Source organism: Leifsonia sp. 563 (assembly GCF_040545055.1).
Lineage (GTDB): Bacteria > Actinomycetota > Actinomycetes > Actinomycetales > Microbacteriaceae > Leifsonia.
This window is the reverse complement of the sequence record NZ_JBEPLE010000001.1, coordinates 742,119-769,075: the sequence shown is the minus strand read 5'-3', so window position 1 is coordinate 769,075 and position 26,957 is coordinate 742,119. Positions and strand designations below refer to the sequence as shown.

Genomic DNA, 26,957 nt, shown 5'->3' with positions numbered 1-26,957 from the left:
GCGCGTCGTTTGCTCAGGCCCTCGGGTCACGCAGTGACGGAGCGGGGCCGGCCCTCGAAGCGGAGACCTTCCACCTCGATGCCGCCCGCCGTCTCGTCCGGGTCGACCTCGAAGCGGCCTTCCGAGGCGTCCGCGTGCAGGCCGAGCCGGGCGCTGAGCACCGCAACTGCGGCCGCCGCCGACCACGCCTGTGGTCGGCAGGCCGCGGGGTAGGGGATGGGTGCGCTGGTCTCCGAGGCGCTGTCGCCCGAGTGCAGCTCCGGCATCCGGTAGCCGAATCCCGCCGCCGCGGCGAGGAGCCCATCCGACAGCTGCGCGGCTTCCGCGCGGAAGCCGTCGCGCGCGAGCCCGGTGATCGCGATGGCCGTGTCGTGCGCCCACACGGAGCCGCCGTGGTAGCTGAGCGGCCAGTAGCCCGCCGAGTCCGTCGACATCGTGCGCAGGCCGTAGCCGGACGACAGCTCCGGCGAGACGAGGCGTCGTGCGACCAGCGCCGACTGCTCGGCATCCAGGATTCCCGTGCCGAGGAGGTGGCCGATGTTGCTCGTGACGGTGTCGACCTTGCGTTTGGCGGCGTCGAGCGCCACCGCGGGATACGCGCCGGCCGGGTCCGCGATCCAGAAGGCGTCGGCGAAGCGCTGCTTGAGGTCGGCCGCCCAGCCGCGCCAGGCGTCGCCTCCGGGGCAGTCGAAGGCATCCAAGAGTGCAGCGCCGCCGATGGCGGCTTCGTAGGCGTACCCCTGCACCTCGCACAGGGCGATCGGACCGTCGGCCAGCGTGCCGTCGCGCCACTGGATCGAGTCGCCCGAGTCCTTCCAGCCCTGGTTGGCGAGGCCGTGACCCGTGGTGTCGATGTACTCGAGGAAGCCGTCTCCGTCGCTGTCGCCGTAGTCGCGCATCCACGCCAGGGCAGCCTCCAGGTGGGGCAGCAGCGCTTGGACCTCGTCTCGGGGCATGCCCCAGCGCCAGGCGTCGTGCAGCAGACAGATCCAGAGCGCCGTCGCGTCGACGGTGCCGTAGTACAGCGGCGGGAGGACGACGCCTTCGCCGGGGATCACCAGCGCGCCGGGCCGCAGCTCGTGCATGATCTTGCCGGGCTGCTCCGCCGTCTCCGCGACCGACTCCGTTCCCTGGTACTCGGCGAGCACCCGCAGCGTCGACGCCGCGATCTCGTGGCCGAGCGGCAGCAGCATCCGAGCCGCCCAGAGCGAGTCACGTCCGAACAGAGTGAAGAACCACGGCGCGCCCGCCGCGAGGAAGACGTCGTTCGGGTGCTCGACCGTCGACATGCGGAGCGCCTGGAGGTCGGCGACCGCGCGGTCGAGCCAGGACGCCAGCCGGGAGTCGCCGGTGGTGGCGCGGAAGGCGGACCACTCCGGCGACGGCGCGGCACCGGCCACGACCGCCGTCGGATCGTCGACGCCGGTGCTCCACTCCACGACGGCCTCTCCGTGCGCGGGCACGTCCACGTCCCAGCGGAGGGTGACGTTCCGGCCGTCGACGGTTGCAGTCGCGCCGCGAGCCGACACCCGGGCGGTGACGGGACCGCTGCCGAGCACGACGGCCTCGCCCCCAGCGTTGCCCTCGCCCCGGTCGACGGTCACGGGGTACTCGCTCCCGGACAGTCCCGCTTTGATCTTCTGCATGGGGCTGAAGTCGGCCCGCAGTTCGACTTCGACAGTGGTTCGCAGGCCTTCGCCCAGGGCGTTGCGCACGACGATGCGCTCGCCGAGCGAGCCGGCAGCGACCGTCCGTCGCTGGTCGATCCGCACCCGCGGATCCGCCGTCGCATCGTCGATCCCCCGAGCCAGGGCGGTGAAGACGGTCGTGGCGGCATCCGGTGAGGCGGTCGCGATGGGCTCCGGCACGGCGCCTCCCACGCTGAGGAGGACGTGATCCAGCACCCGGAGGTCGGAATGGTAGAAGCCGTGGATGCCGTGCCCGTCGATGCTCCCGTCGGTGGCCGACCAGGCCTGGGACGGTGCGGTCAGCACCACGACGCTGTCGTGGAGGAGCGGCTGGAGGGGCTGGGTCATCGTGGTGATCGTGCCTTCGTGGTCGTCGCCGAGCGCGCGTGGGGCGTCAGCGGGGTGTTCGGTCGTGCGGTCGTCGGTGGGCGTGGATGGGGCGGAATCGCGGGAGACCAGGGGGTGGCGGTGGGTCCCGGTGTCGGAGGTCATGCGGCGACCTCCTCGCCGAGGAGGCGAGGCGCGAGGCGTTCCTCGCGCACGCCCTCGTCGGTACGGGTGAGCTGCCAGGCGGAGACGCCGGGGCGCTCGGCCACGATGTCCACCACGGCGCGGCCCCGGTAGACGAGGCCGACCCCTTCATCGAGCGCGTAGCCGTCGGGAAGTGTTCCGTCGGCCACGGCGCGCTGGTGCGCCGGGCGTCGTCGCGGGTCGGAGTCGTAGTGGACGGCCAGGGACCCGGGAACGAGGCCGATCCCGTCGCGGACGGCGGAGATGTCGGGGCCGAAGGACGATGTCGTCCCGCCCTCGTGCCAGCAGAGCGCGCCCGCGGATCCTCCGGCGAGCACCACCCCGCGCCGCCAGGCCTCGGTCAGGATCCGGTCGAGGCCGTGCGCCCGCCAGACGGCCAGGAGGTTGACGAGGCTTCCGCCGCTCACCCAGACGACATCCTGCGACAGGAGGCGCGCGCGGACATCGGCGATGTTGGGATGCGGGAAGAGCCGGAGGTGCGTCGCCTCGACACCGGCAGCCCGGGCCGCCTCGAGCTCGGCCCCCTCGACGTGGCGCTGGTCGCCGCCCGCGGTGTTGATGTGGGTGACGCGTGGGACGCGGCCGTGCACATCGGCCAGCTCGATGGCATGGTGCAGCAGCGACCCGTACACCGAGTCGGTCCACTCGCCGCCGTTCAGCCCGCCGCAGGTGGCGAGGATGGTCGGTTCCGCTGCCGTCATTCCTTCACCGCCCCCTCGCTGGAGTTCATGATCCGCCTCTGGAAGATGAAGAACAGCACCGCGACGGGGATGGTCATGATGGCCGCTGCCGCCAGTTTGAGCGGGTACTGACTGCCCTGGCTCAGCTGACCGCTGGCGAGCCCGGCGACGCCCTTCGTCAGGGTCGTCAGCGAGGGGCTCTGCGTTGAGACGATGAAGTGCGCCAGCTCGTTCCACGACCCCTGGAACGACAGGATGACGATCGTGATGAGGGCCGGCCGGGCCATCGGGAGCACGATCGACCAGAACACCCGGAAGGTGCCCGCTCCGTCGATCCTCGCCTGCTCCTCGACGCTCGCCGGGATGGACTCGAAGAAGTTCTTCATGATGAAGACGCCGGCGGCGTCCGTCAGTAGCGGCAGGATCATGCCCGTGTACGAGTCGTAGATGCCGAGCTGGTTGATGACGAGGAACTTGGGGATGAGGAGCACGACCATCGGCACGGACATCACCGCGACCAGCGCCGCGAACACGACGGTGCGCCCGCGGAAGTGCAAGCGCGCGAGAGCGTAGCCCGCGAGCGAGTCGAAGAACACCCGGCCCAGTGTGACGAACACGGTCACCACGGCCGAGTTGGCGAACCAGACCGGGAAGTCGGAGTTGACGAACAGCTTCGTATACGCGGCCGTGGTGAACGTCTGCGGGATGAGCGACACCGGGTTCGCCGTCGCCTCGGCGTCAGTCTTGAACGACGTGGCCAGCTGGATCAGGAACGGCATGATGTACACGACCGCCAGCGCGATCAGGATCGCGTACGTGACGGACGTGGCGACGATGGTCGCGGTCGAGCGTCGCCGACGCGGACGAGCCGGCGGCATCGGTGCGGGCGCAGTCGCACGCTCCGCCTGGATGGTGCTGGAGCTCATCGGATCGCTCCCTTCCGCTCGGAGTCGTCGCTGCGGGAGGAGGGGACGCTGCTCGGAGCGCCTCCCGCTGCCGTCCCGGCCGCCAACGCGGGCTGGTACAGCCGCATCCGCCTTCTGGAGACCGTGCGCTCGCGCAGGATCCACCGCTGCAGCAGGGTGAACACGACGATGATGACGAAGAGGATGAAGGCGATCGCGGCGCCCTGTCCCCATTCCTGGTTGACGAACGACGTCTGATAGGAGAGGTACGCGGGCGTCAGCGTCGTCTTGCCGGGTGCCCCTCGGGTTCCGGTGTAGATCTGGTCGAACACCTGCCAGCAGCCGATGAGCCCGAGCGTGAGCACCGTGAACAGCGTCGGCCGCAGCTGCGGGAGGGTGATCCTCCAGAAGCGCTGCCAGCCGTTCGCGCCGTCCATCATCGCCGCTTCCGTGATGTCGCCGCCGAGGTTCTGCAGCGCCGCGAGGAAGAGCAGCATGAACGTGCCGCTCGTGGTGAAGACGGCCATGATGATGTACGCCGTCATGGCGACGGACGGGCCGCCCAGCCAGTCCCACCACGAGACGCCGAGCGCGGTGTTCTGGGTGAGCGCCGCTGGGCCCTGCGTCACGCCGAAGACGGCGAGCAGGTCATGGATGATGCCGGAGGGGTCGTTGAACCAGTTCGGCCCGTGGATGCCGACCCACGACAGCACCTTGTTGACGGCGCCGCTGGTGCTGAACAGGAAGAGCCACAGCACCGTGATGGCGACGGAGCTGGTCACGGAGGGGAAGTAGAACGCCGTGCGGAAGAACCCGCGACCGCGCAGGATCGCACGGTTCACGAGCACCGCGAGGCCGAGCGACACCGCGGTCTGGATCGGCACGACGAGCACGACGTACCAGGCGTTGTTCTTGAGCGACATGCCGAAGTCCTGCTCGGCGAGACCGCCGCCGGCGAGGAGCTTCGTGTAGTTGTCGAAGCCGACGAAGTTCACGTCGGAGGAGAAGGGGCTGCCCCGGCCGCCCCAGTCGGAGAAGCTGACCCACAGCGCCATGAGCACCGGGATCACCAGGAAGACGCCGAGCAGCAGGATGACCGGGGCGGTGAACAACCACCCCGAGGCGGTCTCGCCGCGCCGCAGACCGGTGCGACGAGACCGACTCGTGGTTGTGGACATGACGGGAGGCTTCCTTACTTCAGCAGAGCTTCGAGGTTCTTCTGCGTGGCGTCGAGGATCGCCTTCGGGTCACCGGTGGCCAGCGACTCGAGCTTGCTGTTCAGGTCGGTGACGACATCGGCCGATCCCTTCGCGGTCGGAACGCCCTTGGCGTAGTCGGCGGCGTTCAGGAAGGGCACGAGGTCGGGGTTGGCGGACTTCCACTCGTCTGCGGCCGACTTGATCGACGGCATCGGGCCGAAGGCCTTCGAGAAGGCGAGCTGGTCGTCCTTGCTGGTGAGCTTCTCGACGAGCTTCAGCGCGGCGGCCTGGTTGGGGCTGTCGGCGGCGATCCCCCAGCAGTTCGTGAACTGCAGGGTGCCCTGTCCGGCCGGGCCCTCGGGCAGCTCCGCGACCTTGTACTTGATGTTCGGGAAGTCGGACTTCAGGGCGCCCGTGATCCAGTTGCCCTCGATCGTCATCGCCGCGAGACCCTTGCCGAAGGCTTCGCCGCCCCAGCCGGCGCCGAGGTCCTTCGCGTACTTCAGCTCACCGCCGTTGAGCATCTTCTTCACGAAGTCGAGCGCCTGGACGTTGGCGTCGCTGTTGGCGGTGGCCTTGGTGCTGTCGTCGTTCATCAAGTTGCCGCCGGCCTGGACCATGAACGACCCGACCCGGGCGTACTCACCGGAGATGCCGAGGCCGACCTGGCTGCCGGTGGTGAGCTTCTTCGCCACCGACTCCAGCTGGTCCCACGTCTTCGGGATGTCGGCGTCGGTGAGGCCCGCGGCGCTCCACGCGTCGGTGTTGATGATGAGCTGCAGCGTCGAGAAGTCCTTCGGGGCGCAGTAGAACTTGCCGTCGTACGTGAACGACTTCACGAGGCTCGGGTAGAAGTCGCTCTTGTTGCTGAGCTGGTCGCCGTAGGCGAGGAGCGAGCCGTTGGAGGCGTAGCCCGCCAGCGCGTCGGTGGAGAGGTAGAAGACGTCGGCCGGCTTCTTCGCGGCGAAGCCCTGCGAGAGCTGCTGGTTGAGGTCGCTTGCGGCGACGACGGACGCCTTGGTGCCGGAGCTCTTCGACCAGTCCGAGACCGCCGACTTGACCGCTGCGGTCTCGGCGTCGCCGGACGATCCGATCATGACCGTGAGGGCCTTGTCGGACGACGTCAGCTTTCCGGTGTCGTCGCCGCTGCTGCCGCCGCTGAAGCCGGACCCGCAGGCCGTGAGCGTGAGCGCTGCCGCGGCGGCGACGGCGCCGCCCGCGAGCCAGCGATGGGTGATCTTGCGCATTCGTGTCTCTCCTTGATGTGAGTGTGCCCGGTGGAGGGGGCGCACGCGTGCAGGGTGGGGGAGGTCGTGGACAACCCGGTGGATGGTGCTGGTTGTGAACAACTCGGCGTGCGGCGTGGAGGCGCTGATGCGACGCAGCAATGCGTGCATTTTCGACCTCCTCGTCACAGCCTGTCCGTCACTCCCGGCGTTTGATCGATCAAATTTTCACCTGCTACGGTGACTTTGAACGATCAAAGCGGGATGCTTGTCACACTAATCACGAGGTTCACGGGGTGTCAAGCAGACCAGTAGGGTCATATCCAGCCGCCGGAGGAGGGAGTCGCGATGGGTGCGCAGCCGACCGTCAGCGACGTCGCCGGGGTCGCCGGGGTGTCCCGCCAGACGGTGTCGAACGTCCTGAACGCCCCCGAACTCGTCCGTCCGGAGACGCGGGAACGGGTTCAGGCCGCGATCCATTCGCTCGGTTACCGGCCGCACGCCTCCGCCCGTCGCCTCCGCACCCAGAAGAGCTCGACCATCGGCATCCGGCTCGATCCGATCACGCAGGACGGCATCTCCGGGAGCATCCTCGACCGCTTCCTGCACGCGCTCACCGAGCGCGCCGACCGGCAGGGCCTGCGGATGCTGTTGTTCACCGCCGTCGGCCCGGACGACGAGATCGAGCAGTTCCGCCGTCTCTCGGATGCCGCGGACGTGGACGCGTTCGTCCTCACCTCCACCTTCCACGGTGATCCGCGGACGGAGTGGCTGATCGAGCACGGTCAGTCGTTCGTGACATTCGGCCGGCCGTGGGGGATCGACGACATGACCGATCCCGAGCACCTCTGGGTCGACGTGGATGGGCGCTCGGGCCTCCGCGACGCCACAGCGCACCTGCTCTCCCAGGGCCGCAGGCGCATCGGGTTCATCGGCTGGCCCGCGGGATCCGGCACCGGCGACGACCGCCGCGAAGGCTGGCTCGAGGCGATGCGCGAGGGCAGCGGCTTGACGGACGACGAGCTGCGGCTGCTGGAGGTGTCGGCCGAGGACCGCGTGCCGTTCGGCGCCGAGGCGATCCGGCGGCTCGAGGCCCAGGCCGGTGCGGTCGACGGCGTGGTGTGCACGTCCGACTCCCTCGCGCTCGGAGTCCTCACCGCCGCGGGCGGCCGCATCCCGGTCGTTGGGTACGACGACACCCCGGTTGCTGCGTCGCTCGGCTTCTCCAGCGTGGCCCAGCCGCTCGACGAGGTCGCCGCGGGGGTGCTGGAACTCCTGACGGGCGCGCACGGTGGCCGGGTCCGCCCCGGCGAGGAGGTCGCCGATCCGCGGCACCGGCTCGTCGCACCTCGCCTCGTCGTCCGCGACGGCCCGCCCCTCATCGGCCCGCGCTGACGCCGCGCTGACGCCGCCCGAAATCCGCGTGTAACGCGCCGCGGAGACAATGGAGGCATGTCTCCACAAGAGCCGCTTCTGGATGCGTCACGAGCGCGCCGCCTTCCCGTCACCGTCTCCATCACCCGCCGCGTCGACGGCAACCGTCTCGCCGAGGTGACCCACTGGGTCCAGTCCGGTGTCAACCTCGCGAACACGTACGACGGGTTCCTCGGCTCCGGCTGGGTGCGCGCGCACGCCGACTCGGACGAATGGCACATGCTGTACCGCTTCGCGGACGCCGACACGCTGGAGGCGTGGGAGGCGTCCGACGACCGCGCGGAGTGGCTCTATGAGGGACGCGAACTGGTGGAAGTGGCTCGGGTGGAGCGCCGCACGGGCATCGAGGGCTGGTTCGACGCGCCGCAGCCGGGCGTCCCCGCCGCTCCTCCGCGCTGGAAGCAGGCCGTGACGATCTGGCTGGGCTTCTTCCCGTTGTCGCTCCTGTTCACGACTCTCGTCACCTCCTTCGTCCCGGGCTGGCACGAGCTGTGGCCGATCGCGACCGTGCTCATTACCACGCTGTGCTTGACGCCGACGATGACGTATCTCCTCCTGCCGTTCGTCACCCGGCTGCTCCAGCCCTGGCTGCGGCGCTAGCGGCCCGCCGCGCCACGTCAGTTCGCGCCCGCTCAGGGTTCTCCCTGACCGCACCCTGAATCCAGGGGATTCGGACCGTCGAGGGCTTGCATCCACCCCACTCGCGATATATCGTGAATCCGTCAACAGTCGCGATATAACGCGAGTCACCGACGGCCCCGGCACGGGCCGGAAAGAAGGAGCAGGAAGCATGGCACAGGAGAAGTGGCTGATCCAGCCGGGCGAGAGCCGCACGATCGACATCGAGGTCGTCCGCACGCTCAAGGTCGGGTTCATCGGCGGTCAGATCGACATCGTCGGACACGATGAGCCCGGAGCGCGCATCGAGGTGCACTCGGTCACGCGCCGCGACCTGAAGATCGTGGTCGACGGCGACCGTCTCGAGATCGATCACCCGCAGCTGCGGTGGGACAACTTCATCGAGGTCTTCAAGTCGATGCGCTCCAGCGCCCGCGCCGATGTCAGCGTGCTCGTGCCGCGCGATGTCGAGCTCAAGTTCGGCGTCGTCTCGGCAGCTGCGCTGGTCTCGGGCCTCAACACTGACGCCCGCCTGAGCACTGTCTCGGGCGATGTCGTCGCCGATGGCCTCACCGGCGACGTCGAGCTCAACTCCGTCAGCGGCGAGCTGTCCGTCCGCGACCACACCGGCCGCATCAGCGCTCACACCGTCTCCGGCGACGTCACGGCGACCGGTGCCATCCGGCGCTTCTCGTCCGACGGCGTCTCGGGCGACGTGATGATCGACGTCACCGGCACTCCGGACGACATCGCCGTCAACACGGTGTCCGGCGACACGACCATCCGCATCCCGGAGGCCGTCGGCGCGCGCTACCGCGTCAACACGGTGTCCGGAAAGGTGCAGCTCGACAACATGACCGTGGTCGGCGGGATGGGCAAGGGCTACACCGGCACGGCCGGCACGCTCGACGGCACGTGGGTCGAGATCAGCATCAATTCGGTCTCCGGCGACGCCGCGGTGCTTCGCAGCGCTGCCGCCGAGCAGGGCGCGGAGGCGTCGGCGTGACTCCCGTCTTCTCGCACGGGAGCCTCCGGCTGTACCTGCTGAGCCTGCTGGATGAGGCGCCGCGACACGGTTACGAGCTCATCCAGGCGCTGACCGAGCGCTTCGGCGGCACCTACAGTCCGAGCGCCGGCACCATCTACCCGCGGCTGGCGAAGCTGGAGGAGGAGGGCCTGGTCACCAAGGCGACCGAGGGACGGAAGACGGTGTACCAGATCACCGACGCCGGCCGGGCCGAGCTCGAGGCTCGCCGACCGGAGCTCGACGCGATCGAGGAGGAGGTCACCGACTCCGTGCGCCGCCTGGCGGACGAGGTGCGCGCCGGGGTGAACGACGCAATGCGCACACTGCGCGCAGAGCTCGCCTCCGCGGCTCGCGAGGCCAAGCGGAACGGCTCGCGGGTGGATCCGCGTCAGGAGGCGCGCGACGCCGGGCGGGATGCGCGCGCGGCGGGCAACGCGGCCGCGCGCGAGGCCGAGGCGGCTCTGAACGACTTCCGTCAGCAGCTCCGCACGGACCTCCGCTACCAGGCCGCTCGCGGCGCGCTCCCAGCAGACATCGTCCCGCTTCTCAAGGACGAGCTGGACCGCGTCCGGCGTGTGCTCGTCGAGGCGATCGGCCGCCGCTGAGCGCCGGTCATCGGCTTTGGGAAAGAGTCAGGAAATGCTCATCCGGCTCCCAGTGAGACCTCTTCGGGTCGTTCCGCCGCGGCAATCCGCGGGGGAACGCCCCGTGGAGGAGCAGGCCCCAGTCTTTGCAGAACGACAGGGTTCGGAAGCCCCGACGCGCCGACTTGACAGTGGATTGCCAGCGAGTATGCTCGCCACTCGTGACAAATGAGGGGAGATCCCCGAAGCGCTGGTTGATCGGCGACCCGCTTCCGAGCGAAAAGCTCGAAGGGCAGCTGCTCCCGAAGCACCTCGCGCTACCCATCTTCGCCTCCGACGCGCTGTCGAGTGTCGCGTACGCTCCGCAGGAACTCCTGATGATCCTGCTGCTCGGCGGTCTCGCCTTCCTGACGTTCGCGCCGTGGGTCGCCGCGGCCGTCGTCGTGCTGCTCATCACCGTCGTGCTCAGCTACCGCCAGCTGGTGAAGGCCTACCCCTCGGGCGGTGGCGACTACGAGGTCGCTCACAAGAACCTCGGCGAGAAGGCCGGCCTGATCGTCGCCTCGGCGCTGCTCGTGGACTACGTCCTCACCGTCGCCGTGTCCGTCGCATCCGGCGTCGACAACGTCATCTCGGCGTTGCCGTTCCTGGCCCCGTGGCGCGTCGAACTGGCCATCCTCTGCGTCATCATCATCGCCGCCATCAACCTGCGCGGCGTGCGGGAGTCGTCGAAGGCGTTCGCGCTGCCGACCTACATCTTCATCGGCAGCATCGCCCTGATGATCGTGACGGCCCTCGTCCGCACGGTGTTCGGAGACGCACCGGTCGCTGAGTCCGCCGGCTACCAGGTGCACGCCGACTCGCTCACGCAAGCGGCCGTCGTCCTGCTCCTGCTGCGCGCCTTCTCGAGTGGATGTTCGGCTCTGACCGGTGTGGAGGCCGTCGCCAACGGCGTCCCCGCGTTCCGCACTCCGAAGATCCGCAACGCCCGCATCACCCTCGGCCTCATGGGCGGCATCGCGATCACCCTGTTCGCCGGCCTGACCGCCACCGCGCTGATCAGCGGCGTCCACTACGCCGAGAACCCGTGCGACCTGCAGGGATGGGCGCAGTGCGCCACCCAGCCGCAGCGCAGCCTCATCGCCCAGATCGCCGCGGCGACCTTCGGCAACAACACGTTCTTCTTCTTCCTGGTGCAGGCCGCGACGGCGGTGGTGCTGCTGCTCGCGGCCAACACCGCCTTCAACGGATTCCCGCTGCTCGGCTCCGTGCTCGCCCGCGACTCGTACGCTCCGAAAGCACTCAACACGCGCGGCGACCGCCTCGTCTACTCGAACGGCATGATCATCCTGGCGCTTGCCGCCACGGTCCTGCTGGTCGTCTATCAGGCGAACCTGACCCAGCTCATCCAGCTGTACATCATCGGCGTCTTCGTCTCGTTCACCCTCGGCCAGTCCGGGATGGTGAAGCACTGGATCACGCTGCTGCGCTCGGGAGGCCAGACCGGCCGAGAACGCACGGGCATCATCCGCTCGCTCTGCATCAACGCGTTCGGCGCCTGCCTGACCGCGATCGTGCTCATCGTCGTCACGATCACGAAGTTCACACACGGCGCGTACCTCGTCTTCATCTTCATGCCGATCCTCTGGTTCCTCATGCTCGGCGTGAACCGCTACTACCGCGACGTCGAGAAAGAGGTCGAAGTCGACCCGGTGACGACGTTCGGCAGCGTCGGCGACCATGCCATCGTCCTCATCGGCAAGATGCAGAAGCCGGCGCTGAAGGCGCTCGACTACGCGATCGCCGCGCGGCACGACTCGATCGAGGCCGTGCACGTCTCGATCGATGAGGAGTCGACGCAGAAGCTGCAGCGGCAGTGGGTCGAGCAGAACATCCACGTTCCGCTCACGATCATCGAGTCTCCGTATCGCGAGTTCGGCGTTCCGCTCATCAAGTACATGAAGCACCGGCGCGAGGAGCACGGCTCCGAGGTCGTGACGGTCTACCTGCCGCAGTACATCGTCGGCCACTGGTGGGAGGCGCTGTTGCACAACCACCGCGCACGCCGCATCAGCAAGCAGCTCATGCTCTGCCACGGCGTCACCGTCGCGCTCGTCCCGTGGCTGCTCGACTCCTCGTCGCTCATCTACGGCCGGCGCTCGCGCCCGCTCCCCGGCCAGGACCGTCGCGGCGAGCCCGTGCGCCCGGTCGCACGCCGACCGCTCGTGCCGGCGTCGAAGGCGCACACGCGCATCCACATCCACCCGGTGCCGATCACGATCGGGGAACCGCAGGACAGTGCGGAGGCGGTCGCCGGGACGATTCCGGAGCCGCAGCCCGAAGGTGGGCAGCCGGCTTCGGCGGCTGCCGGAGCTGCGGGGACCGGCACGCCTCAGAAGAAGGTGCCGGCGCGCGCGAAGCGCTGATCCGGCCGCGCCTCAGGGGCGCGCGCTCGCCGGGAACGCGACCAGCGGTCCGTGCCCCGGCAGCACCACCTCGGCGTCGCAGAGCACCAGCCTGCGCGCGCTGAGCGCGGCCTCATCGGGGTCGTGCTGGAAGAACGCGGGCAGCTGCTGCAGCTCACCGCTCTCGCGCAGCAGCGGATGACCCGTCACGATGGCGTCGCCGGTCAGTAGCGCGCGCGACGTCGGCTCGAAGAAGCAGACGCTGCCGGTCGTGTGGCCGGGGGCGGGGACGAGCTGGAGGGTGTGCCCCGTGCTCAGGGTGACCTCGTCCCCCTCCAGCGCGACCGCATCCCGGACCCCGACATCGCCCAGACCTCCCGCCCGCACGGCGGCGATCGCCCAGCGGACGGTGCCGCGCTTCAGCGCGGACGGCAGCAGGTCGGCGACCGAAACCTGCTCGGTGATGTCGCGCCGGACGTTCGGGAGCTCGGCCGGTGCCGCCGCGACGACCACGCCGAGCTCGGCGGCGAACTGCGCGCTCGCGCCGAGGTGATCCGAGTGGCCGTGCGTGATCAGGATGCGCTTCAGGTCGGCCGGGTCGGCACCCGCGAGACGGATCGACTCCTCGACCAGCGGGCGATCGGCCGGGTAGCCGCAGTCGACGAGCTCGACCGCTCCATCGCCGTGGAACACGGTCCAATTCGAGAGCGGACCCTCGACGAACAGGATGCCGGGGGCGACGCGGGTGGTCGAACGGATGCTGCGCACGCGAACACTGTAGCCCGGCCGCTTGACCTTGACGTAACGTCAACTCCTAGCGTGGATGACGCACCGCATGGAAGGAGGAAGACATGGACTGGTCCATCCAGGACATCGCGCGGATCGCCGGCACCACCAGCCGGACGCTGCGCCACTACGACGCCATCGGGCTGCTGAAGCCGAGCCGCGTCGGCGGCAACGGCTACCGGTACTACGACCGCGATTCCCTCGTGCGGCTGCAGCGCATCCTGCTTCTCCGGGAGCTCGGTCTCGGCCTCGACGCCGTCGGCCGGGTGCTCGACGACCGCACGGATGCGGTGCCCGCCCTGCGTGACCACCTTGCGTGGTTGCAGGCGGAGCGGGAACGGCTGGCGCGGCAGATCGCGTCGGTCGAGTCGACGATCCACGCAGTGGAGGAAGGAGAGGAGATCGTGGCCGAGCAGATGTTCGACGGATTCGATCACACCCAGTACAAGGACGAGGTCGAGCAGCGCTGGGGGAAGGACGCCTACGCGGCGTCGGACCGCTGGTGGCGCAGCAAGACCGCGGAGGAGCGTGCCGACTGGCAGGCCCGGCAGGAGCGGCTCGCGGCCGACTGGAAGTCCGCGGCGGCCGCCGGTGTCGCACCGGAGTCGGACGAGGCGCAGGCGCTCGCGAAGCGTCACGCCGAGTGGCTGGCCGGCATCCCGGGAACGCCGGGGTACGGCACCGGCGCGCCGACGGCCGCGTACCTGACCGGTCTCGGCGAGATGTACGTCGCCGACGAGCGGTTCGCCGCGAACTACGGCGGTGCCGAGGGCGCCTCCTTCGTGCGCGACGCCCTCCGCGTCTACGCCGCCCACCTCGCCTAACCCCGCCCCCAAACAAACAGCTCCTGAGTTTTTCGCACGATTCCTGTCGAATCGGGCGAAAAACTCAGGAGCTGTTGGCTTGAGAGTGCGGGATCAGGGGTCAGGGGTGGCGCGGGCGACGCGTGATGCGGTCGTCCAGCCAGTGCGCGGCGATCACGCGCGACGGGCGGTCTGCGCGCTCAGAGCGTGGAGCGCGCGGGGCGCGGTCGGGCTGCGGACCCCGGACGAAGGGGGAGTCGGCCCGGGATGCGCGTTCGTGCGCCGCCCGGTCGGATTCGAGCAGGATGCCGTCGCGCACGTCGAAACGGACGGCACCCTGCTCCTCCTCGAGGCCGGCCGACTGCTCGGCTGTTCCCTCGAGCTCGCTCTCCAGCCGTGCCGCAGTCGTTGCAGCGTCCTGCGGCAGGCGGATCGCGAAGAAGGGGAGGGTGATGCTGCACAGCGGGCCGACCAGGAGCGCGAACGCGAGCGTCCCCACCCCGACGTTCCCGCCGAGCACCCACCCGATGATGAGTACGGTCACCTCGATGGCGGTCCGCACCATCCAGATCGGCCGGCCGGTGCGGGCGTGCAGGCCGGTCATCAGCCCGTCGCGCGGGCCAGGGCCGAGGCGCGGACCGATGTACAGGCCGGTCGCGACGGCGAGCAGCGCGAGGCCGGCCACGAAGAACAGCACCTGCGCCCACAGCTCCGTCTGCTGCGGCAGCAGGTCGAGGCCGAGTTGCGCGCTCGGGCCGACCAGCAGCACGTTGAGCACGGTTCCGAGGCCCGGACGCTGCCGCAGCGGGATCCAGAACGCCAGCACGACGAGTCCGACCAGGTTGGTGACGAACCCGAAGGGGATGCCGGTCTTGAGCGACAGACCCTGTGCCAGAACATCCCACGGCGACAGGCCGATCCCGGCGCGCACCATGAGCGCGATCGCGATCCCGTAGAGGAAGAGTCCGATCAGCAGCTGCACGAGGCGGCGGGTGAGAAGAAGTCGGGCGGCCATGGGCACAATCCAATCGCAACGATTGGACTCGCAACAAGATGCCAATTCAACTAAAGTGGCCTGCATGTCGGATGCGCAACTCACCGCCCGCTCGCTGGAGCACCTGCTCGGAGCCTGGCGGACCGCCGGCGCCAGCTACCAGGCGCTCGCCGACCGCATCCGGCTTCTCGTGCTCGACGGCCGCATCCCGATCGACACACGCCTGCCCGCCGAGCGCGATCTGGCGGCCAAGCTGGAGCTGAGCCGGACCACGGTCGCCGCCGCCTACCGCCAGCTCCGCGAGGCCGGCTTCATCGACAGCGTCAGAGGCTCCGGCAGCGTCGCGCGTCTCCCCGGCCCGGCCCTCTCCCTGCCCGCAGTGGCCGGCGAGGGGATGCTCGACTTCACCAAGGCGTCGCTCCCCGCCGCGTCGTCCCTTCCCGCAGCCGCGCGTGCCGCCGCGGAGGAGCTGCCGCGCTTCCTCCCCGACCCGGGCTACGACCCCGTCGGACTGCCGCACCTGCGCGCCGAGATCGCCGCCCGCTACGCCAGCCGCGGCCTGCCGACGACACCGGACCAGATCCTGGTGACCGTCGGCGCGCAGCAGGCGATCGCGTTGATCGCCCGCACGTTCCTCGGCCGGGGCGACCGCGTCGTCATCGAGGTGCCGACCTACCCGCACGCCATCGAGGCGATCCGCTTGGCCGGCGCACGGTTGGTGCCCATCACGGTCACCGCGCCGGAATCCGGGCCGCACCGCATCGGCGACGAGTCCGACGGCTGGGATGTGGAGGCGATCGAGCAGACGTTCCGCCGCGCCAATCCCGCGCTCGCGTACCTCATCCCCGACTTCCACAATCCGACCGGGGCCACCATGTCGCCTGAGACGCGGGAGCGGGTGCTCGCGGCCGCCGCCGGTCACGGCGCGATCGTGGTCGCCGACGAGACGACGGCGGAACTCGACATCGACCGGGTCGGCGAGTTCCTGCCCCTGCCGGCCTACGCGGACTCCGCGTCCGCCGGCGCCCCGGTGATCATGATCGGCTCGGCCAGCAAGACGCTCTGGGGCGGCCTCCGCATCGGCTGGATCCGCGCCGAGCGCTCGCACATCCAGCGCCTGATCGCCGCGAAGCCGGCCACCGACCTCGGCACGCCGATGATCGAGCAGCTCGTCGTCGCGCGGATGATCCCGCAGCTTCCCGAGATCATGGAGGAGCGGCGCGAGCAGCTCCGTCTGGGGCGCGATAACGTCCGGCGCCTGGTCGCCGAGACGTTCTCCGACTGGACGATGCCGGTTCAGCACGGCGGGCTGACGGCCTGGGTGGGGATCGGCGCCCCGGTCAGTTCGGCACTCGCACTGGCCGCGCGCAGCCACGGCCTGCTGATCGCCGCTGGACCGCGGTTCGGCATCGACGGCGCCTTCGAGCGCTTCCTGCGCATCCCGATCACCTACACCCCGGACGAGTACGACCGCGCGTTCGCCGCCCTCACCCGGGCGTGGGCCGTCGCCGCGAACGAGCCGGTGCCGTACTTCGACTCCGGCGCTCTGCCCAGCGTGGTCTGACCCGCGCGGCCCGGCGGGCCGGGCCGACGGGGACTCCCGGCGGAGTAGCGGGATGTCGTACCCAGGCATGAAGATACCGCCCACCCTGCGATGTCATACTTCCCCTGCGCCAGTGTCGGCGCGGTCCTGAAACCGTCGTCCCCGAGGGGAAACCTGTGCACTTCCTCGCCGTCCTGAGCATGAAGAACCGTGCCCTGATCGCGCTTGTCACGATCGTCGCCGCGGTCTTCGGCGGACTCGCCCTGACCAACCTCAAGCAGGAGCTCGCGCCGTCGATCTCGTTCCCCCAGCTGGTGGTGCTCTCCAGCTACCCGGGCGCATCGCCGGAGGTCGTGAACAACGACGTCAGCACGCCGGTCGAGGCCGCCATCCAGGGCGTTCCCGACCTCGACAGCACCAGCGCGGTCAGCAGCACCAACCAGTCCATCATCACGGCGAAGTTCACCTACGGGACCGACCTCGCCACCGCCGAGCAGAAGATCGACCAGGCGGTCAACCGCATCAAGTCGACCCTGCCGTCGGGCGTCGAGCCGCAGGTGCTCTCGGGCAGCATCGACGACCTGCCTGTCATCCAGCTCGCGGTCACCGGCGGCGACGATCAGCGCGCTCTCGGCGACGACATCACGAAGCTCGTGCTCCCGGACGTCAAGGATGTGAAGGGCGTCAACGACGCGCAGCTCGTCGGCGAGATCGGCCGCCGCATCGCGATCACACCGGACCCGGTGAAGCTCGCCGCCGCCGGCGTCTCGTCATCGGCGATCAAGGATGCGCTGCAGCAGAACGGCGTGCTCATCCCGGGCGGCGACATCGCCGAGAACGGGCAGACGCTGTCCGTGCAGTCGGGGACGCAGTTGTCGTCGGTCGAGGACATCGCCGGACTGCCGCTGATCCGTTCGGCGGGCAGCACGGGCGCGGGTGGTGCCGGGGGCTCGAGCGGAGGAGCGGCCGGGGCAGGTGCCGCAGGCGCGGCGGGAGCGGCCGGCGGGGCTGCGGCCGGCGCAGCTGTCGCTCCGAGCACCCCGCCCACGATCGGCGACGTCGCGACCGTCGCCGAGACGGACGACCCGACCACGTCGCTCTCGCGCGTCGACGGCAAGCCCGCCCTGACGATCGCGGTCACCAAGCTGCCCTCCGCCAACACCGTCGAGGTCTCGCACGCGGTCAACGACCTCATCCCGAGCCTGGAGAAGAAGCTCGGCTCCGGCACGAAGATCACCGTCGTCTTCGACCAGGCGCCGTTCATCACGCAGTCGATCAACTCGCTCACCGAGGAGGGGCTGCTCGGTCTTGCCATGGCGGTCATCGTCATCCTGGTGTTCCTGCTGTCGGTGCGGTCGACGCTCGTGACGGCCATCTCCATCCCGACCAGCGTGCTGATCACGTTCATCGTCATGTGGGCGACCGGCTACACGCTCAACATCATCACGCTGGGCGCTCTGACGATCGCGATCGGGCGTGTGGTGGACGACTCCATCGTCGTGATCGAGAACATCAAACGGCAGCTGGTGCCCGGCGCAGACCGAGCGGTGACCATCGTGCGGGCGGTCCGTGAGGTCGCGGGCGCGATCACCGCATCCACGATCACGACCGTTGCGGTGTTCCTCCCGCTCGCATTCGTGGGGGATGTGACCGGCGAGCTGTTCCGGCCCTTCGCCCTGACCGTCACGATCGCCCTGCTGTCGTCGCTGCTCGTCGCCCTGACGATCGTGCCGGTGCTCGCCTACTGGTTCCTCCGGGCGCCGAAGGCGCACAAGCACGAGGGCGGCCCCGAGGTCGAGGCCGCTGCTCTGTCGGTGGAGGAGGCTGCGGCATCCGGCATCGACGAGCTCGAGCATCCCTCGCGGCTCCAGGCCGGCTACCTGCCGATCATCCGCTGGACGCTCAAGCGCTCGGGGCTGACCATCACCGCGGCCGTCCTGGTGCTCGTCCTCACGCTCCTCACGGTGCCGTTCCTGAAGACGAACTTCCTCGGGTCGAGCGGGCAGAACTCCCTCACCGTCACGCAGACCCTCGATCCCGGCGCGAGCCTCCAGTCCAAGGACGACGCGGCGAAGGTGGTCGAGAAGAAGCTGCTCGACACTGACGGCGTCAAGACCGTCCAGGTCTCCATCGGCTCCAGCGGCTCGTCGCTGCGGGACGCGTTCACCGGCGGGGGCGGCGGTGGGACGACCTTCTCCATCACGACCGACCCGAACGCCGACCAGGAGAAGCTGCAGAACACCATCGAGGACGAACTGGCCGACATCAAGGACCAGGGAGAGATCACCCTCTCAGCGTCCAGTGGCTTCGGCGGCTCGACCGACATCCAGGTCGACATCTCCGCCAGCAGCAACGCCGACCTGCAGAAGGCGACGGACTCGGTGGTCGCCGAGCTGCGAAAGAAGTCGTCGCTGAAGCAGGTGACCGACAACCTGAGCGCGTCGCTGCCCTACGTCTCGGTGGACGTCGATAGATCCAAGGCCGCAGCGGCCGGACTCAGCGAGGTGGCCGTCGGCACGATCGTCTCTCAGGCGGTCCAGCCCACGCAGGCGGGTTCCGTCGCCATCGACGACACCACGCTGAAGATCTACCTGCAGAGCGACAACCCGCCGACGACCGTCGCGGGGCTCGCGCAGCTGTCCATCCCGACGGCGACGGGGATCGTGCCGCTCGACACGCTCGCCAGCGTGAAGGAGGTCAAGGGCCCGGCGACGGTGACCACCCAGCGCGGGCTCCGGACCGCGTCCGTGACCGCCACCCCGGCGACGGACAACCTCACGACCGCGAACGCCGACGTCAACGCGGCCCTCAAGGCGGCGGACCTGCCCTCGGGTGCGACGGCCAAGATCGGTGGTGTCTCCTCGAGCCAGTCGGATGCGTTCCAGCAGCTGGGCCTCGCGCTCCTCGCGGCCATCCTCATCGTGTACATCGTCATGGTGGCCACGTTCCGCTCGCTGCGGCAGCCGCTGCTGCTGCTCGTGTCGGTGCCGTTCGCGGCGACAGGCGCCATCCTGCTCCAGCTCGCCTCGGGCATCCCGCTCGGCGTCGCGTCGCTGATCGGTCTGCTGATGCTCATCGGCATCGTGGTGACCAACGCGATCGTGCTCATCGACCTGGTGAACCAGTACCGACGGCGCGGCCTCGCGGTGGCGGACGCCGTTGCGCACGGTGCGTCCCGACGACTCCGCCCGATCCTGATGACGGCGCTGGCCACGATCGCGGCGCTGACCCCGATGGCGATCGGCCTGACGGGGCACGGCGGCTTCATCTCCCAGCCGCTCGCGATCGTCGTCATCGGCGGACTCATCTCCTCGACCGTGCTGACGCTCGTCGTGCTGCCGACCCTGTACAACCTGGTCGAGGGGCGACGGGAGCGGAAAGAGGCGCGGAAGGCGGCGAAGGCCGCGGCCGGAGGTGGCTCGGGCGACGACGGGACCGGGGATGGCGGCGCCGGCAATGGCGGGACTCCGGTGACCGGTGGACCGACCGGGCCAGAGGGTTCGGACGGTACGCGTACACCGACCGCTCCTCAGCCGCCCGTCTTCACCCGGCCGGCCGGAGGGACGCAGGTCTGATCCGACGGCCGCGTCCGGTATCCCAGACGGGCATGCCGGACGCGGCCGCTGCGTTTGCGCCGCCCATCGCTAGGGTCGCGGGTATGAGCGCACACGGACTCTCGGTCGACCCGCTGTGGCCGCGCGCAGGCGACTGGCCATCACTCGGACCGGATGGCGCGGGCCTGACGCTGATCGGCATCCCGACGCAGGAGACCTCGGTCTCGCCGACCGGTGCGGGTGCCACCCCTGCGGCCGTACGGGATGCGCTGCGTCGCTACTCGGCGTTCGCACCGGGAGAGGACGTCGAGGCGCTGCGCTTCGCGGACGCCGGGGACGTGCCGTCACCCGACGGCCCGGAAGGGCGGGAGCGTGCGCGTTCGGCGATGGCTGAGGCGTCATCCCGGTCGCGACTGACGGTTGCGGTCGGCGGCGACAACTCGCTCACGGTCCCTGCGGCGCTCGGGTCGTTCGGCGGGGACCTCGGCGCGGCGGGGCTGATCACGCTCGACGCTCACCACGATCTTCGCGACGGATCGTCCAACGGCTCTCCGGTGCGCGAGCTCATCGAGGCCGGGCTCGACGGCCGGCGGATCGTGCAGATCGGCATCGCCGACTTCGCGAACTCGGCCGCCTACGCCCGCCGCGCGGCGGACTATGGCATCACGGTGATCCTCCGCGACGAGCTGCACACGCGTCCGCTGGACGACGTCATGGCGGAGGCGCTGGAGATCGCCGGGGCGGGCGGCGGTCCGGTCCACGTCGATCTGGACGTGGACGTCTGCGATCGCTCGGTGGCTCCGGGGTGCCCGGCCTCGGTCCCGGGCGGCCTCACTGCCTGGGAGCTGCGCCGCTTCGCGCGGCTCGCCGGCGCATCCCCGCTGGTCCGTTCCCTCGACATCGCCGAGGTGGATGCGACCGCCGATGCCCCCGACCAGCGCACGATCCGCCTCGCGGCGCTCCTCGTCCTCGACGCCGCCGCCGGCCTCGCCTCCCGCTGACCCATCCCGTCCCGTCCCCGTAGCCCACCGTCGAGTCCGCAAACTTTGCACGCTCGCGGGGCGATTCGTGTGCAAAGTTTGCGGACTCGACGGCGGGGCGGAAGGGACTAGAGGCGGAGGGTGCGCTCGATGAGGGGGACGCCGGGCCGGTAGGCGAGGTGGATGTGGCTCGGGGCGCGGAGGACCGCCAGGTCGGCCCGCGCTCCGGGGCGCAGATGCCCGACGTCGTCGCGACGGAGCGCCGCGGCGCCGCCCAGCGTGGCCGTCTGCAGGGCCTCGGCCGGCGTCAGCCCGAGCTCACGCACGGCGAGGGCGATGCAGAACGGCATCGACGACGTGAACGACGACCCGGGGTTGCAGTCGCTGGCGAGCGCCACGGTCGCGCCGGCGTCGAGGAGGCGACGCCCGGACGGATAGGGATGCCGCGTCGAGAACTCGACGCCGGGGAGCAGCGTCGCGACGGTCCGGGAGGCGGCCAGCCGTTCGACGTCGTCGTCGGTCAGGTAGGTGCAATGGTCGACGCTCGCCGCATCCAGTTCCACAGCGAGGGCGACGCCGTCTCCGGGGCCGAGCTGGGCGGCGTGGATGCGCACGCCCAGCCCGCGTGCGGCCCCTGCCCGCAGGATCCGCTCCGACTGCTCGACGCTGAACGCACCCGTCTCGCAGAAGACGTCGATCCAGCGCGCGTGTGGTGCGCATGAGTCGAGCATCGGGCCGGTGACGAGATCCACGTAGGTGTCCGGGTCGTCGGCGTACTCGGCCGGGACGACGTGCGCACCCAGGAACGTGGTCTCGTCGGTCACCTCGCGCGCCAGTCTGAGCAGCCGCTCCTCGTCGACGACGGTCAGTCCGTAGCCGCTCTTGATCTCGAACGTCGTCGTGCCCTGCGCGTGCAGTTCGGCCACGAGCCGAGCCAACCGCGCGCGCAGTTCGGCGTCCGTCGCGGCACGCGTCGCTGCGACCGTGGACCGTATGCCGCCAGCGGTATACGGCCGCCCGGCCATGCGCGCCTCGAACTCCTGCGCGCGATCTCCGGCGAAGACGAGGTGGGTGTGCGAGTCCACGAACCCCGGGATCACGGCCGCGCCGGCGACGTCGACGACGCTGTCCGCATCCGATCGGGGGGCAGCGGCCGAGGGTCCGGTCCAGGTCACCCAGCCGTCGACGGCGAGAACAGCCGCATCACGAACCAGCCCGAGGGGTCCGGGATGCGCCGGGTCGAACGTCGTCAGCTCGCCGATGCCGGTGACGAGGGTGGCGGTCATCGGCCTTCGCGCATCGGGATGCGCAGCCCGCGCTCCTCCGCGACCTCGACCGCGCGCTCGTATCCCGCATCCACATGCCGCATCACGCCCGTGCCCGGATCGTTCGTCAGTACGCGCTCGATCTTTTCCGCGGCGAGGGGCGTGCCGTCGGCGACGACGACCTGTCCGGCGTGGATGCTGCGGCCGATCCCGACGCCGCCACCGTGGTGGAGCGACACCCAGGTCGCGCCGGATGCCGTGTTGAGCAGCGCGTTGAGGAGGGGCCAGTCGGCGATCGCATCGGAGCCGTCCGCCATCGACTCCGTCTCCCGGTACGGCGAGGCGACCGAGCCGGAGTCGAGGTGGTCGCGCCCGATCACGACCGGTGCGGACAGCTCGCCCGAGGCGACCATCTCGTTGAACCGGAGGCCGGCCAGGTGACGCTCCTTGTATCCCAGCCAGCAGATCCGGGCGGGCAGCCCCTCGAAGTGCACCTTCTCGCCCGCCTGGGTGATCCAGCGGCGCAGGTGCTCGTCGTGGGGGAACAGGTCGAGCACGGCGCGGTCCGTCGCGGCGATGTCGGCCGGATCCCCCGAGAGGGCGGCCCACCGGAACGGTCCCTTGCCCTCGGCGAAGAGCGGACGGATGTACGCGGGCACGAACCCGGGGAAGTCGAACGCGCGCTCGTAGCCGCCCAGCTGGGCCTCCGTGCGGATCGAGTTGCCGTAGTCGAAGACCTCGGAGCCGGCGTCCTGGAAGCCGACCATCGCCTCCACCTGGGCGGCCATCGACCGTCGGGCGTCGTCCGTGAAGCGCTCGGGGTCTGCGGCCGCGCGATCGTGCCACTCCTCGACGGTGTCGCCGACCGGCAGGTAGCTCAGCGGGTCGTGCGCGCTGGTCTGGTCGGTGACGATGTCGATCGGGACGCCGCGGCGGAGCAGTTCGGGGAAGACCTCCGCCGCGTTCCCGACCACGCCGACGGAAAGGGCGCGGCGCTCCTCCTTGGCCGCCAGTGCCTGCGCGACCGCGTCGTCGAGGTCGTCCGCCAGCACGTCGAGGTAGCCGTGGTCGACGCGGCGCTGCAGGCGGGTGCGGTCAACATCCACGATGAGCACCGCGCCGCCGTTCATGGTGACTGCGAGCGGCTGCGCACCGCCCATGCCGCCGCATCCACCGGTCAGCGTGAGGGTGCCGGCGAGGGTGCCGTCGAACCTCTTCCGCGCGACCGCGCCGAACGTCTCGTACGTGCCCTGGAGGATGCCCTGCGAGCCGATGTAGATCCACGAACCGGCGGTCATCTGGCCGTACATGGTGAGGCCGAGCGCCTCCAGCCGGCGGAACTCGGGCCATGTCGCCCAGTCGCCGACGAGATTGGAGTTGGCGATCAGCACCCGGGGAGCCCACTCGTGCGTGCGGAAGACGCCGACCGGCTTGCCGGACTGCACAAGCAGCGTCTCGTCGGCCTCAAGATCGCGGAGGGTGCGGACGATCGCGTCGAACGCCTCCCAGCTCCGGGCCGCGCGACCGGTGCCGCCGTAGACGACCAGGTCGTCGGGGCGCTCGGCGACCTCCGGGTCGAGGTTGTTCATCAGCATCCGCAGCGGGGCCTCGGTCTGCCAGCTCTTGGCGCTGAGCTCGGTGCCTCGCGCCGCGCGCACCGGTCGGGCTCCATCCATGGTTCTCGTTCCTTTCGTTACCCGTCCCTAGCCATCCGCTCCTGAGTTTTTCGGCCAGATCGTTCTGTTTCGTGCGAAAAACTCAGGAGCTGTTGGCTTGGGCTCGGGGGTGGGGGTCAGGGGAGGTGGGCGGCGGCGCGGAGGGCGCCGGAGGTCACGAGGGCGTAGGCGGCCTCGATCTCGGGGGAGAGGTGGCGGTCGGGGCCCGGGCCCGGGACGACCGTCCGCAGTGTCGCGATGACGGCTCCCGTGGCGGGGCCCGGCTGCAGCGGGGCGCGCAGGTCGGCTCCCCGGGCGGCGGTCATGACCTCGATCGCGATCACGCGGGCGAGCCCGTCGATGGCGCGGCGCAGTTTGCGTGCGGCCGCCCATCCCATCGACACGTGGTCCTCCTGCATGGCCGACGAGGGGATGCTGTCCACCGACGCCGGCGCAGCCAGCCGCTTCAGCTCGGAGACGATCCCGGCGGCCGTGTACTGGGCGATCATCAGACCGGAGTCGACGCCGACCTCATGGGCGAGGAATGGCGGCAGCCCCTGGTTGCGCGCCGGGTCGAGGAAGCGGTCGGTGCGGCGCTCCGACATGCTGGCGACGTCGGCGACGGCGATCGCGAGGAAGTCGAGCACGTACGCGACCGGCGCTCCGTGGAAGTTGCCGTTCGACTCCACCCGCCCGTCGAGGGTGAGCACCGGGTTGTCCACGGCCGAGGCCAGCTCGCGCTCCGCCACCAGCTCCGCGTGCGCGACGGTGTCGCGCGCGGCGCCGTGCACCTGCGGAGCGCACCGGAGCGAGTAGGCGTCCTGCACCCGGGTGCACTCCGGTCCCTTGTGACTCGCGACGATCGGCGAGCCGGCGAGCAGCGCGCGCAGGTTCGTCGCCGAGACCGCCTGGCCGGCCTGCGGCCGCAGCCGCTGCAGGTCGTCGGCGAACACCGCGTCGGTGCCGAGCAGCGCCTCGACGCTCATCGCGGCGGCGATGTCGGCGTCGGTCAGCAGGCCGTGGAGGTCGTGAATGGCAAGCGCCAGCATCCCGAGCATCCCGTCGGTGCCGTTGATGAGCGCGAGGCCCTCCTTCTCGGCGAGGACCACGGGCTCGATTCCCGCAGCGGCGAGGGCGTCGGCCGCGTCGACCGGTTCGCCGTCGACCCGCACGCGGCCCTCGCCCATCGCCGCCAGGGCGCAGTGTGCGAGCGGCGCGAGGTCGCCGGAGCACCCGAGCGAGCCGTACTCGTGGACGACCGGCGTGATCCCCGCATTGAGGAGGGCGGCGTAGGTCTCGACGGTCTGGGGCCGCGCACCCGTGCGCGCGGTCATCAGCGTGGACAGGCGCAGCAGCATGAGGGCACGGACGACCTCGCGCTCGACCTCGGGACCCGATCCGGCCGCGTGCGAGCGCACGAGGCTCGCCTGCAGCTGCGCCCGGCGATCGGCGGGGATGAACGTCGTGGCGAGTGCGCCGAAGCCGGTCGAGATGCCGTAGTGCGGTTCGGTGTCGTCGGCGAGGGCGTCGACGATCGCGCGGGAGGCGGCGACACCGGCGAGGGCGTCCGAGTCGAGTTCGACGCGGGCGTCGTGGCGCGCGACGGCGACCACGTCGTCGATGGTGAGCGGTCCGGCACCGACGGTGACGGCGGTCTGGGTCTGGAGCATGGTCCGATCCTCGCGCCGCGCAGTCGTGAGCGCGCCGGCTGTAGGCTGCTCGGTGTCCGGGATCCCAGACACGGGCGCGGCTACCGGCGCGAGGGGAGGTGGATGCGGTGAGCAAGGTCCCCGCGGCGGAGAACACCCTCCGCGTCCTCGCCTACCTCGGAGCCCAGCGCGGCCCGGCCCCTGCAGCCGCCATCGCCTCCGCCCTCGGGTTGCCCCGCTCGACCGTCTACCACCTGCTCGCCGTGCTGACCGAGCACGGTTTCGTGCTGCACTTCCCCGAGGCGCGCCGGTACGGGTTGGGCGTCGCCGCCTACGAGCTGTCGAGCGCGTTCTCCCGTCAGCAGCCGCTGAGCCGGCTCGGCCGGCCGATCGTGGCGGCGCTGGTGGATGCGATCGGCGAGTCCGGGCACGTCGCCGTGCTCCATGGTCGCGACGTCGTCTACATCGTGGAGGAGCGTGCGCCCCGGCGGCCGCGGCTGGTGACGGACGTGGGGGTGCGTCTTCCGGCTCACCTGACGGCGAGCGGACGCGCGCTTCTCGCGACTCTGCCGCGTGAGCAGCTCCGGGCGCTCTATCCGGATTCCGGCGCGTTCGAGGACCGCACAGGCTCCGGCCCGCACTCCTACGCCGAGCTGCGCCGTGTCGTGACGGAGGCCCGCGAGCGCGGCTACGCCACCGAGGACGGCGATGTCACCCCGGGTTTCGCCTCCGTCGCGGTCTCCGTGCGCGACCATGCGGGCTGGCCCGCCGCGGGCATCGCGGTCACCTTTCCACGCGACAACGTCCCGCCGGAGGGGTGGGATGCGCTCGCCGCCCGGGTGCGCGAAGCCGCCGCCGAGCTGTCCCGGCGCATCCGCGGGAGCTGACGCCGGCCGGCGCGGCGGCTAGCGTGTGGGAACGGCGAGCGACTTGGCGTAGCAGACCGACCACGGATCGTCGGCGTACGCCCCGAAGTTCGGGATGCGCACGTAGCCCGAGCGCTCGTACAGTGCGATCGCCGCGTGCTGCAGCGGACCGGTCTCCAGTCGCAGCTCGACGATGCCTGCCTCCTCGGCGGCGGACTCGATCGCGCCGAGCAGACGGCGGGCGAGGCCCTGACCGCGGGCGTCCTCGTGCACGAACATGCGCTTGAGCTCGGCGCGGGGGAGGGCGGCATCCTCGGAACCGCCTGCGTCCCCGGTGCCGTCGGCCACCAGGGCGGCGATGCCCAGCGCACGCCCGTCGACCCGTGCGACGAACACGGTGACGCCCGGGCGCTCGAGTTCGGACACATCCAGCAGGTAGCAGCTCTCGGCCGGGTACAGCGCGAAAGCGAACTCGTCGCTCAAGCGCAGCAGCTCCTCGACCTCCGGCTGCCGGGCCGGTTCGGGGCGGATCTCGATCGGCATGCGTCGATGCTAGCTGCGGCGT

Annotated in this window: 21 protein-coding genes; 10 read left to right on the top strand and 11 right to left on the bottom strand. The window is 70.4% G+C overall.

The features are described from left to right. Nucleotides 1-26: 26 nt before the first annotated feature. The 5 genes from ABIC47_RS03710 to ABIC47_RS03690 are packed head-to-tail and all read right to left on the bottom strand — an operon-like array spanning nucleotide 27 to nucleotide 6,250. Complete coding sequence (locus ABIC47_RS03710) at nucleotides 27-2,180, bottom strand: glycogen debranching N-terminal domain-containing protein (protein WP_354477290.1); 2,154 nt, start codon at nucleotides 2,178-2,180, stop codon at nucleotides 27-29. Beyond that, nucleotides 2,177-2,920, bottom strand: a complete 744-nt coding sequence (locus ABIC47_RS03705) for a Type 1 glutamine amidotransferase-like domain-containing protein (RefSeq protein WP_354477286.1) — start codon at nucleotides 2,918-2,920, stop codon at nucleotides 2,177-2,179. The genes ABIC47_RS03710 and ABIC47_RS03705 overlap by 4 nt, the downstream gene beginning before the upstream one ends. After that, nucleotides 2,917-3,825, bottom strand: coding sequence for a carbohydrate ABC transporter permease (locus ABIC47_RS03700; RefSeq protein ID WP_020076653.1), 909 nt, complete (start codon nucleotides 3,823-3,825; stop codon nucleotides 2,917-2,919). Before ABIC47_RS03700 ends, ABIC47_RS03705 begins: the two co-directional genes overlap by 4 nt. After that, on the bottom strand, nucleotides 3,822-4,982 hold the full coding sequence (locus ABIC47_RS03695) for a carbohydrate ABC transporter permease (RefSeq protein WP_354477283.1): 1,161 nt from the start codon (nucleotides 4,980-4,982) through the stop codon (nucleotides 3,822-3,824). Before ABIC47_RS03695 ends, ABIC47_RS03700 begins: the two co-directional genes overlap by 4 nt. A 14-nt stretch (nucleotides 4,983-4,996) precedes the next feature. Continuing rightward, nucleotides 4,997-6,250, bottom strand: a complete 1,254-nt coding sequence (locus ABIC47_RS03690; protein WP_354477280.1) for a sugar ABC transporter substrate-binding protein — start codon at nucleotides 6,248-6,250, stop codon at nucleotides 4,997-4,999. 327 nt (nucleotides 6,251-6,577) lie between these two features. On the opposite strand from ABIC47_RS03690, the gene ABIC47_RS03685 reads away from it, so the two are divergent. The 5 genes from ABIC47_RS03685 to ABIC47_RS03665 all read left to right on the top strand — a co-directional run bounded on the left by ABIC47_RS03685 (nucleotide 6,578) and on the right by ABIC47_RS03665 (nucleotide 12,318). Continuing rightward, nucleotides 6,578-7,624, top strand: a complete 1,047-nt coding sequence (locus tag ABIC47_RS03685; RefSeq protein ID WP_354477277.1) for a LacI family DNA-binding transcriptional regulator — start codon at nucleotides 6,578-6,580, stop codon at nucleotides 7,622-7,624. A 57-nt stretch (nucleotides 7,625-7,681) separates the two neighbouring features. After that, entirely contained in the window at nucleotides 7,682-8,263 is a 582-nt protein-coding gene (locus ABIC47_RS03680) for an antibiotic biosynthesis monooxygenase (RefSeq protein ID WP_354477274.1), read from the top strand. A gap of 190 nt (nucleotides 8,264-8,453) precedes the next feature. Further along, nucleotides 8,454-9,287: a DUF4097 family beta strand repeat-containing protein gene (locus tag ABIC47_RS03675; RefSeq protein ID WP_354477271.1), complete on the top strand. Its 834-nt coding sequence runs from the start codon at nucleotides 8,454-8,456 to the stop codon at nucleotides 9,285-9,287. Beyond that, nucleotides 9,284-9,913: a PadR family transcriptional regulator gene (locus tag ABIC47_RS03670; RefSeq protein ID WP_018192327.1), complete on the top strand. Its 630-nt coding sequence runs from the start codon at nucleotides 9,284-9,286 to the stop codon at nucleotides 9,911-9,913. The genes ABIC47_RS03675 and ABIC47_RS03670 overlap by 4 nt, the downstream gene beginning before the upstream one ends. A 233-nt stretch (nucleotides 9,914-10,146) precedes the next feature. Continuing rightward, the gene (locus ABIC47_RS03665; protein WP_018192326.1) at nucleotides 10,147-12,318 is read left to right on the top strand and encodes an APC family permease; all 2,172 of its coding nucleotides are present in this window, start codon (nucleotides 10,147-10,149) and stop codon (nucleotides 12,316-12,318) included. Nucleotides 12,319-12,330: 12 nt separating this feature from the next. Here the strand turns inward: ABIC47_RS03665 and ABIC47_RS03660 are convergent, their stop codons facing one another. After that, nucleotides 12,331-13,065: an MBL fold metallo-hydrolase gene (locus ABIC47_RS03660; protein ID WP_354477268.1), complete on the bottom strand. Its 735-nt coding sequence runs from the start codon at nucleotides 13,063-13,065 to the stop codon at nucleotides 12,331-12,333. Between the two features lie 83 nt (nucleotides 13,066-13,148). On the opposite strand from ABIC47_RS03660, the gene ABIC47_RS03655 reads away from it, so the two are divergent. Next, the gene (locus ABIC47_RS03655) at nucleotides 13,149-13,907 is read left to right on the top strand and encodes a MerR family transcriptional regulator (RefSeq protein ID WP_354477265.1); all 759 of its coding nucleotides are present in this window, start codon (nucleotides 13,149-13,151) and stop codon (nucleotides 13,905-13,907) included. Nucleotides 13,908-14,007: 100 nt separating this feature from the next. Here ABIC47_RS03655 and yczE read toward each other — a convergent pair whose 3' ends face one another. Beyond that, the gene (gene yczE, locus ABIC47_RS03650) at nucleotides 14,008-14,901 is read right to left on the bottom strand and encodes a membrane protein YczE (protein WP_018192323.1); all 894 of its coding nucleotides are present in this window, start codon (nucleotides 14,899-14,901) and stop codon (nucleotides 14,008-14,010) included. A 64-nt stretch (nucleotides 14,902-14,965) separates the two neighbouring features. Here yczE and yczR point away from each other — a divergent pair, with 64 nt between their 5' ends. From yczR to ABIC47_RS03635, 3 genes are all read left to right on the top strand, one after another. Next, nucleotides 14,966-16,444, top strand: coding sequence for a MocR-like transcription factor YczR (yczR, locus tag ABIC47_RS03645; protein WP_354477262.1), 1,479 nt, complete (start codon nucleotides 14,966-14,968; stop codon nucleotides 16,442-16,444). A 155-nt stretch (nucleotides 16,445-16,599) separates the two neighbouring features. Next, nucleotides 16,600-19,998 (top strand): efflux RND transporter permease subunit, encoded by a 3,399-nt coding sequence (locus tag ABIC47_RS03640; protein ID WP_354477259.1) that lies wholly within the window; start codon nucleotides 16,600-16,602, stop codon nucleotides 19,996-19,998. 83 nt (nucleotides 19,999-20,081) lie between these two features. After that, complete coding sequence (locus ABIC47_RS03635; RefSeq protein WP_354477256.1) at nucleotides 20,082-20,978, top strand: arginase family protein; 897 nt, start codon at nucleotides 20,082-20,084, stop codon at nucleotides 20,976-20,978. 107 nt (nucleotides 20,979-21,085) lie between these two features. Here the strand turns inward: ABIC47_RS03635 and hutI are convergent, their stop codons facing one another. The 3 genes from hutI to hutH form a co-directional block, all read right to left on the bottom strand. Beyond that, on the bottom strand, nucleotides 21,086-22,243 hold the full coding sequence (gene hutI, locus ABIC47_RS03630; RefSeq protein WP_354477253.1) for an imidazolonepropionase: 1,158 nt from the start codon (nucleotides 22,241-22,243) through the stop codon (nucleotides 21,086-21,088). Continuing rightward, nucleotides 22,240-23,898, bottom strand: coding sequence for a urocanate hydratase (hutU, locus tag ABIC47_RS03625; RefSeq protein ID WP_354477250.1), 1,659 nt, complete (start codon nucleotides 23,896-23,898; stop codon nucleotides 22,240-22,242). Before hutU ends, hutI begins: the two co-directional genes overlap by 4 nt. Before the next feature lie 116 nt (nucleotides 23,899-24,014). Further along, nucleotides 24,015-25,547, bottom strand: coding sequence for a histidine ammonia-lyase (hutH, locus tag ABIC47_RS03620; RefSeq protein ID WP_354477247.1), 1,533 nt, complete (start codon nucleotides 25,545-25,547; stop codon nucleotides 24,015-24,017). 107 nt (nucleotides 25,548-25,654) lie between these two features. Between hutH and ABIC47_RS03615 the strand changes: the two genes are divergently transcribed. Then, entirely contained in the window at nucleotides 25,655-26,413 is a 759-nt protein-coding gene (locus ABIC47_RS03615; RefSeq protein ID WP_089878046.1) for an IclR family transcriptional regulator, read from the top strand. 18 nt (nucleotides 26,414-26,431) lie between these two features. Here the strand turns inward: ABIC47_RS03615 and ABIC47_RS03610 are convergent, their stop codons facing one another. Next, the gene (locus ABIC47_RS03610) at nucleotides 26,432-26,935 is read right to left on the bottom strand and encodes a GNAT family N-acetyltransferase (protein ID WP_354477243.1); all 504 of its coding nucleotides are present in this window, start codon (nucleotides 26,933-26,935) and stop codon (nucleotides 26,432-26,434) included. Nucleotides 26,936-26,957 lie beyond the last annotated feature (22 nt).

Bases quoted from the DNA above. Each gene is read 5' to 3' on its own strand.
- ABIC47_RS03710 (WP_354477290.1), bottom strand. From the start codon at position 2,180: ATGACCTCCGACACCGGGACCCACCGCCACCCCCTGGTCTCCCGCGAT.
- ABIC47_RS03705 (WP_354477286.1), bottom strand. From the start codon at position 2,920: ATGACGGCAGCGGAACCGACCATCCTCGCCACCTGCGGCGGGCTGAAC.
- ABIC47_RS03700 (WP_020076653.1), bottom strand. From the start codon at position 3,825: ATGAGCTCCAGCACCATCCAGGCGGAGCGTGCGACTGCGCCCGCACCG.
- ABIC47_RS03695 (WP_354477283.1), bottom strand. From the start codon at position 4,982: ATGTCCACAACCACGAGTCGGTCTCGTCGCACCGGTCTGCGGCGCGGC.
- ABIC47_RS03690 (WP_354477280.1), bottom strand. From the start codon at position 6,250: ATGCGCAAGATCACCCATCGCTGGCTCGCGGGCGGCGCCGTCGCCGCC.
- ABIC47_RS03685 (WP_354477277.1), top strand. From the start codon at position 6,578: ATGGGTGCGCAGCCGACCGTCAGCGACGTCGCCGGGGTCGCCGGGGTG.
- ABIC47_RS03680 (WP_354477274.1), top strand. From the start codon at position 7,682: ATGTCTCCACAAGAGCCGCTTCTGGATGCGTCACGAGCGCGCCGCCTT.
- ABIC47_RS03675 (WP_354477271.1), top strand. From the start codon at position 8,454: ATGGCACAGGAGAAGTGGCTGATCCAGCCGGGCGAGAGCCGCACGATC.
- ABIC47_RS03655 (WP_354477265.1), top strand. From the start codon at position 13,149: ATGGACTGGTCCATCCAGGACATCGCGCGGATCGCCGGCACCACCAGC.
- yczE (WP_018192323.1), bottom strand. From the start codon at position 14,901: ATGGCCGCCCGACTTCTTCTCACCCGCCGCCTCGTGCAGCTGCTGATC.
- yczR (WP_354477262.1), top strand. From the start codon at position 14,966: ATGTCGGATGCGCAACTCACCGCCCGCTCGCTGGAGCACCTGCTCGGA.
- ABIC47_RS03635 (WP_354477256.1), top strand. From the start codon at position 20,082: ATGAGCGCACACGGACTCTCGGTCGACCCGCTGTGGCCGCGCGCAGGC.
- hutI (WP_354477253.1), bottom strand. From the start codon at position 22,243: ATGACCGCCACCCTCGTCACCGGCATCGGCGAGCTGACGACGTTCGAC.
- hutU (WP_354477250.1), bottom strand. From the start codon at position 23,898: ATGGATGGAGCCCGACCGGTGCGCGCGGCGCGAGGCACCGAGCTCAGC.
- hutH (WP_354477247.1), bottom strand. From the start codon at position 25,547: ATGCTCCAGACCCAGACCGCCGTCACCGTCGGTGCCGGACCGCTCACC.
- ABIC47_RS03610 (WP_354477243.1), bottom strand. From the start codon at position 26,935: ATGCCGATCGAGATCCGCCCCGAACCGGCCCGGCAGCCGGAGGTCGAG.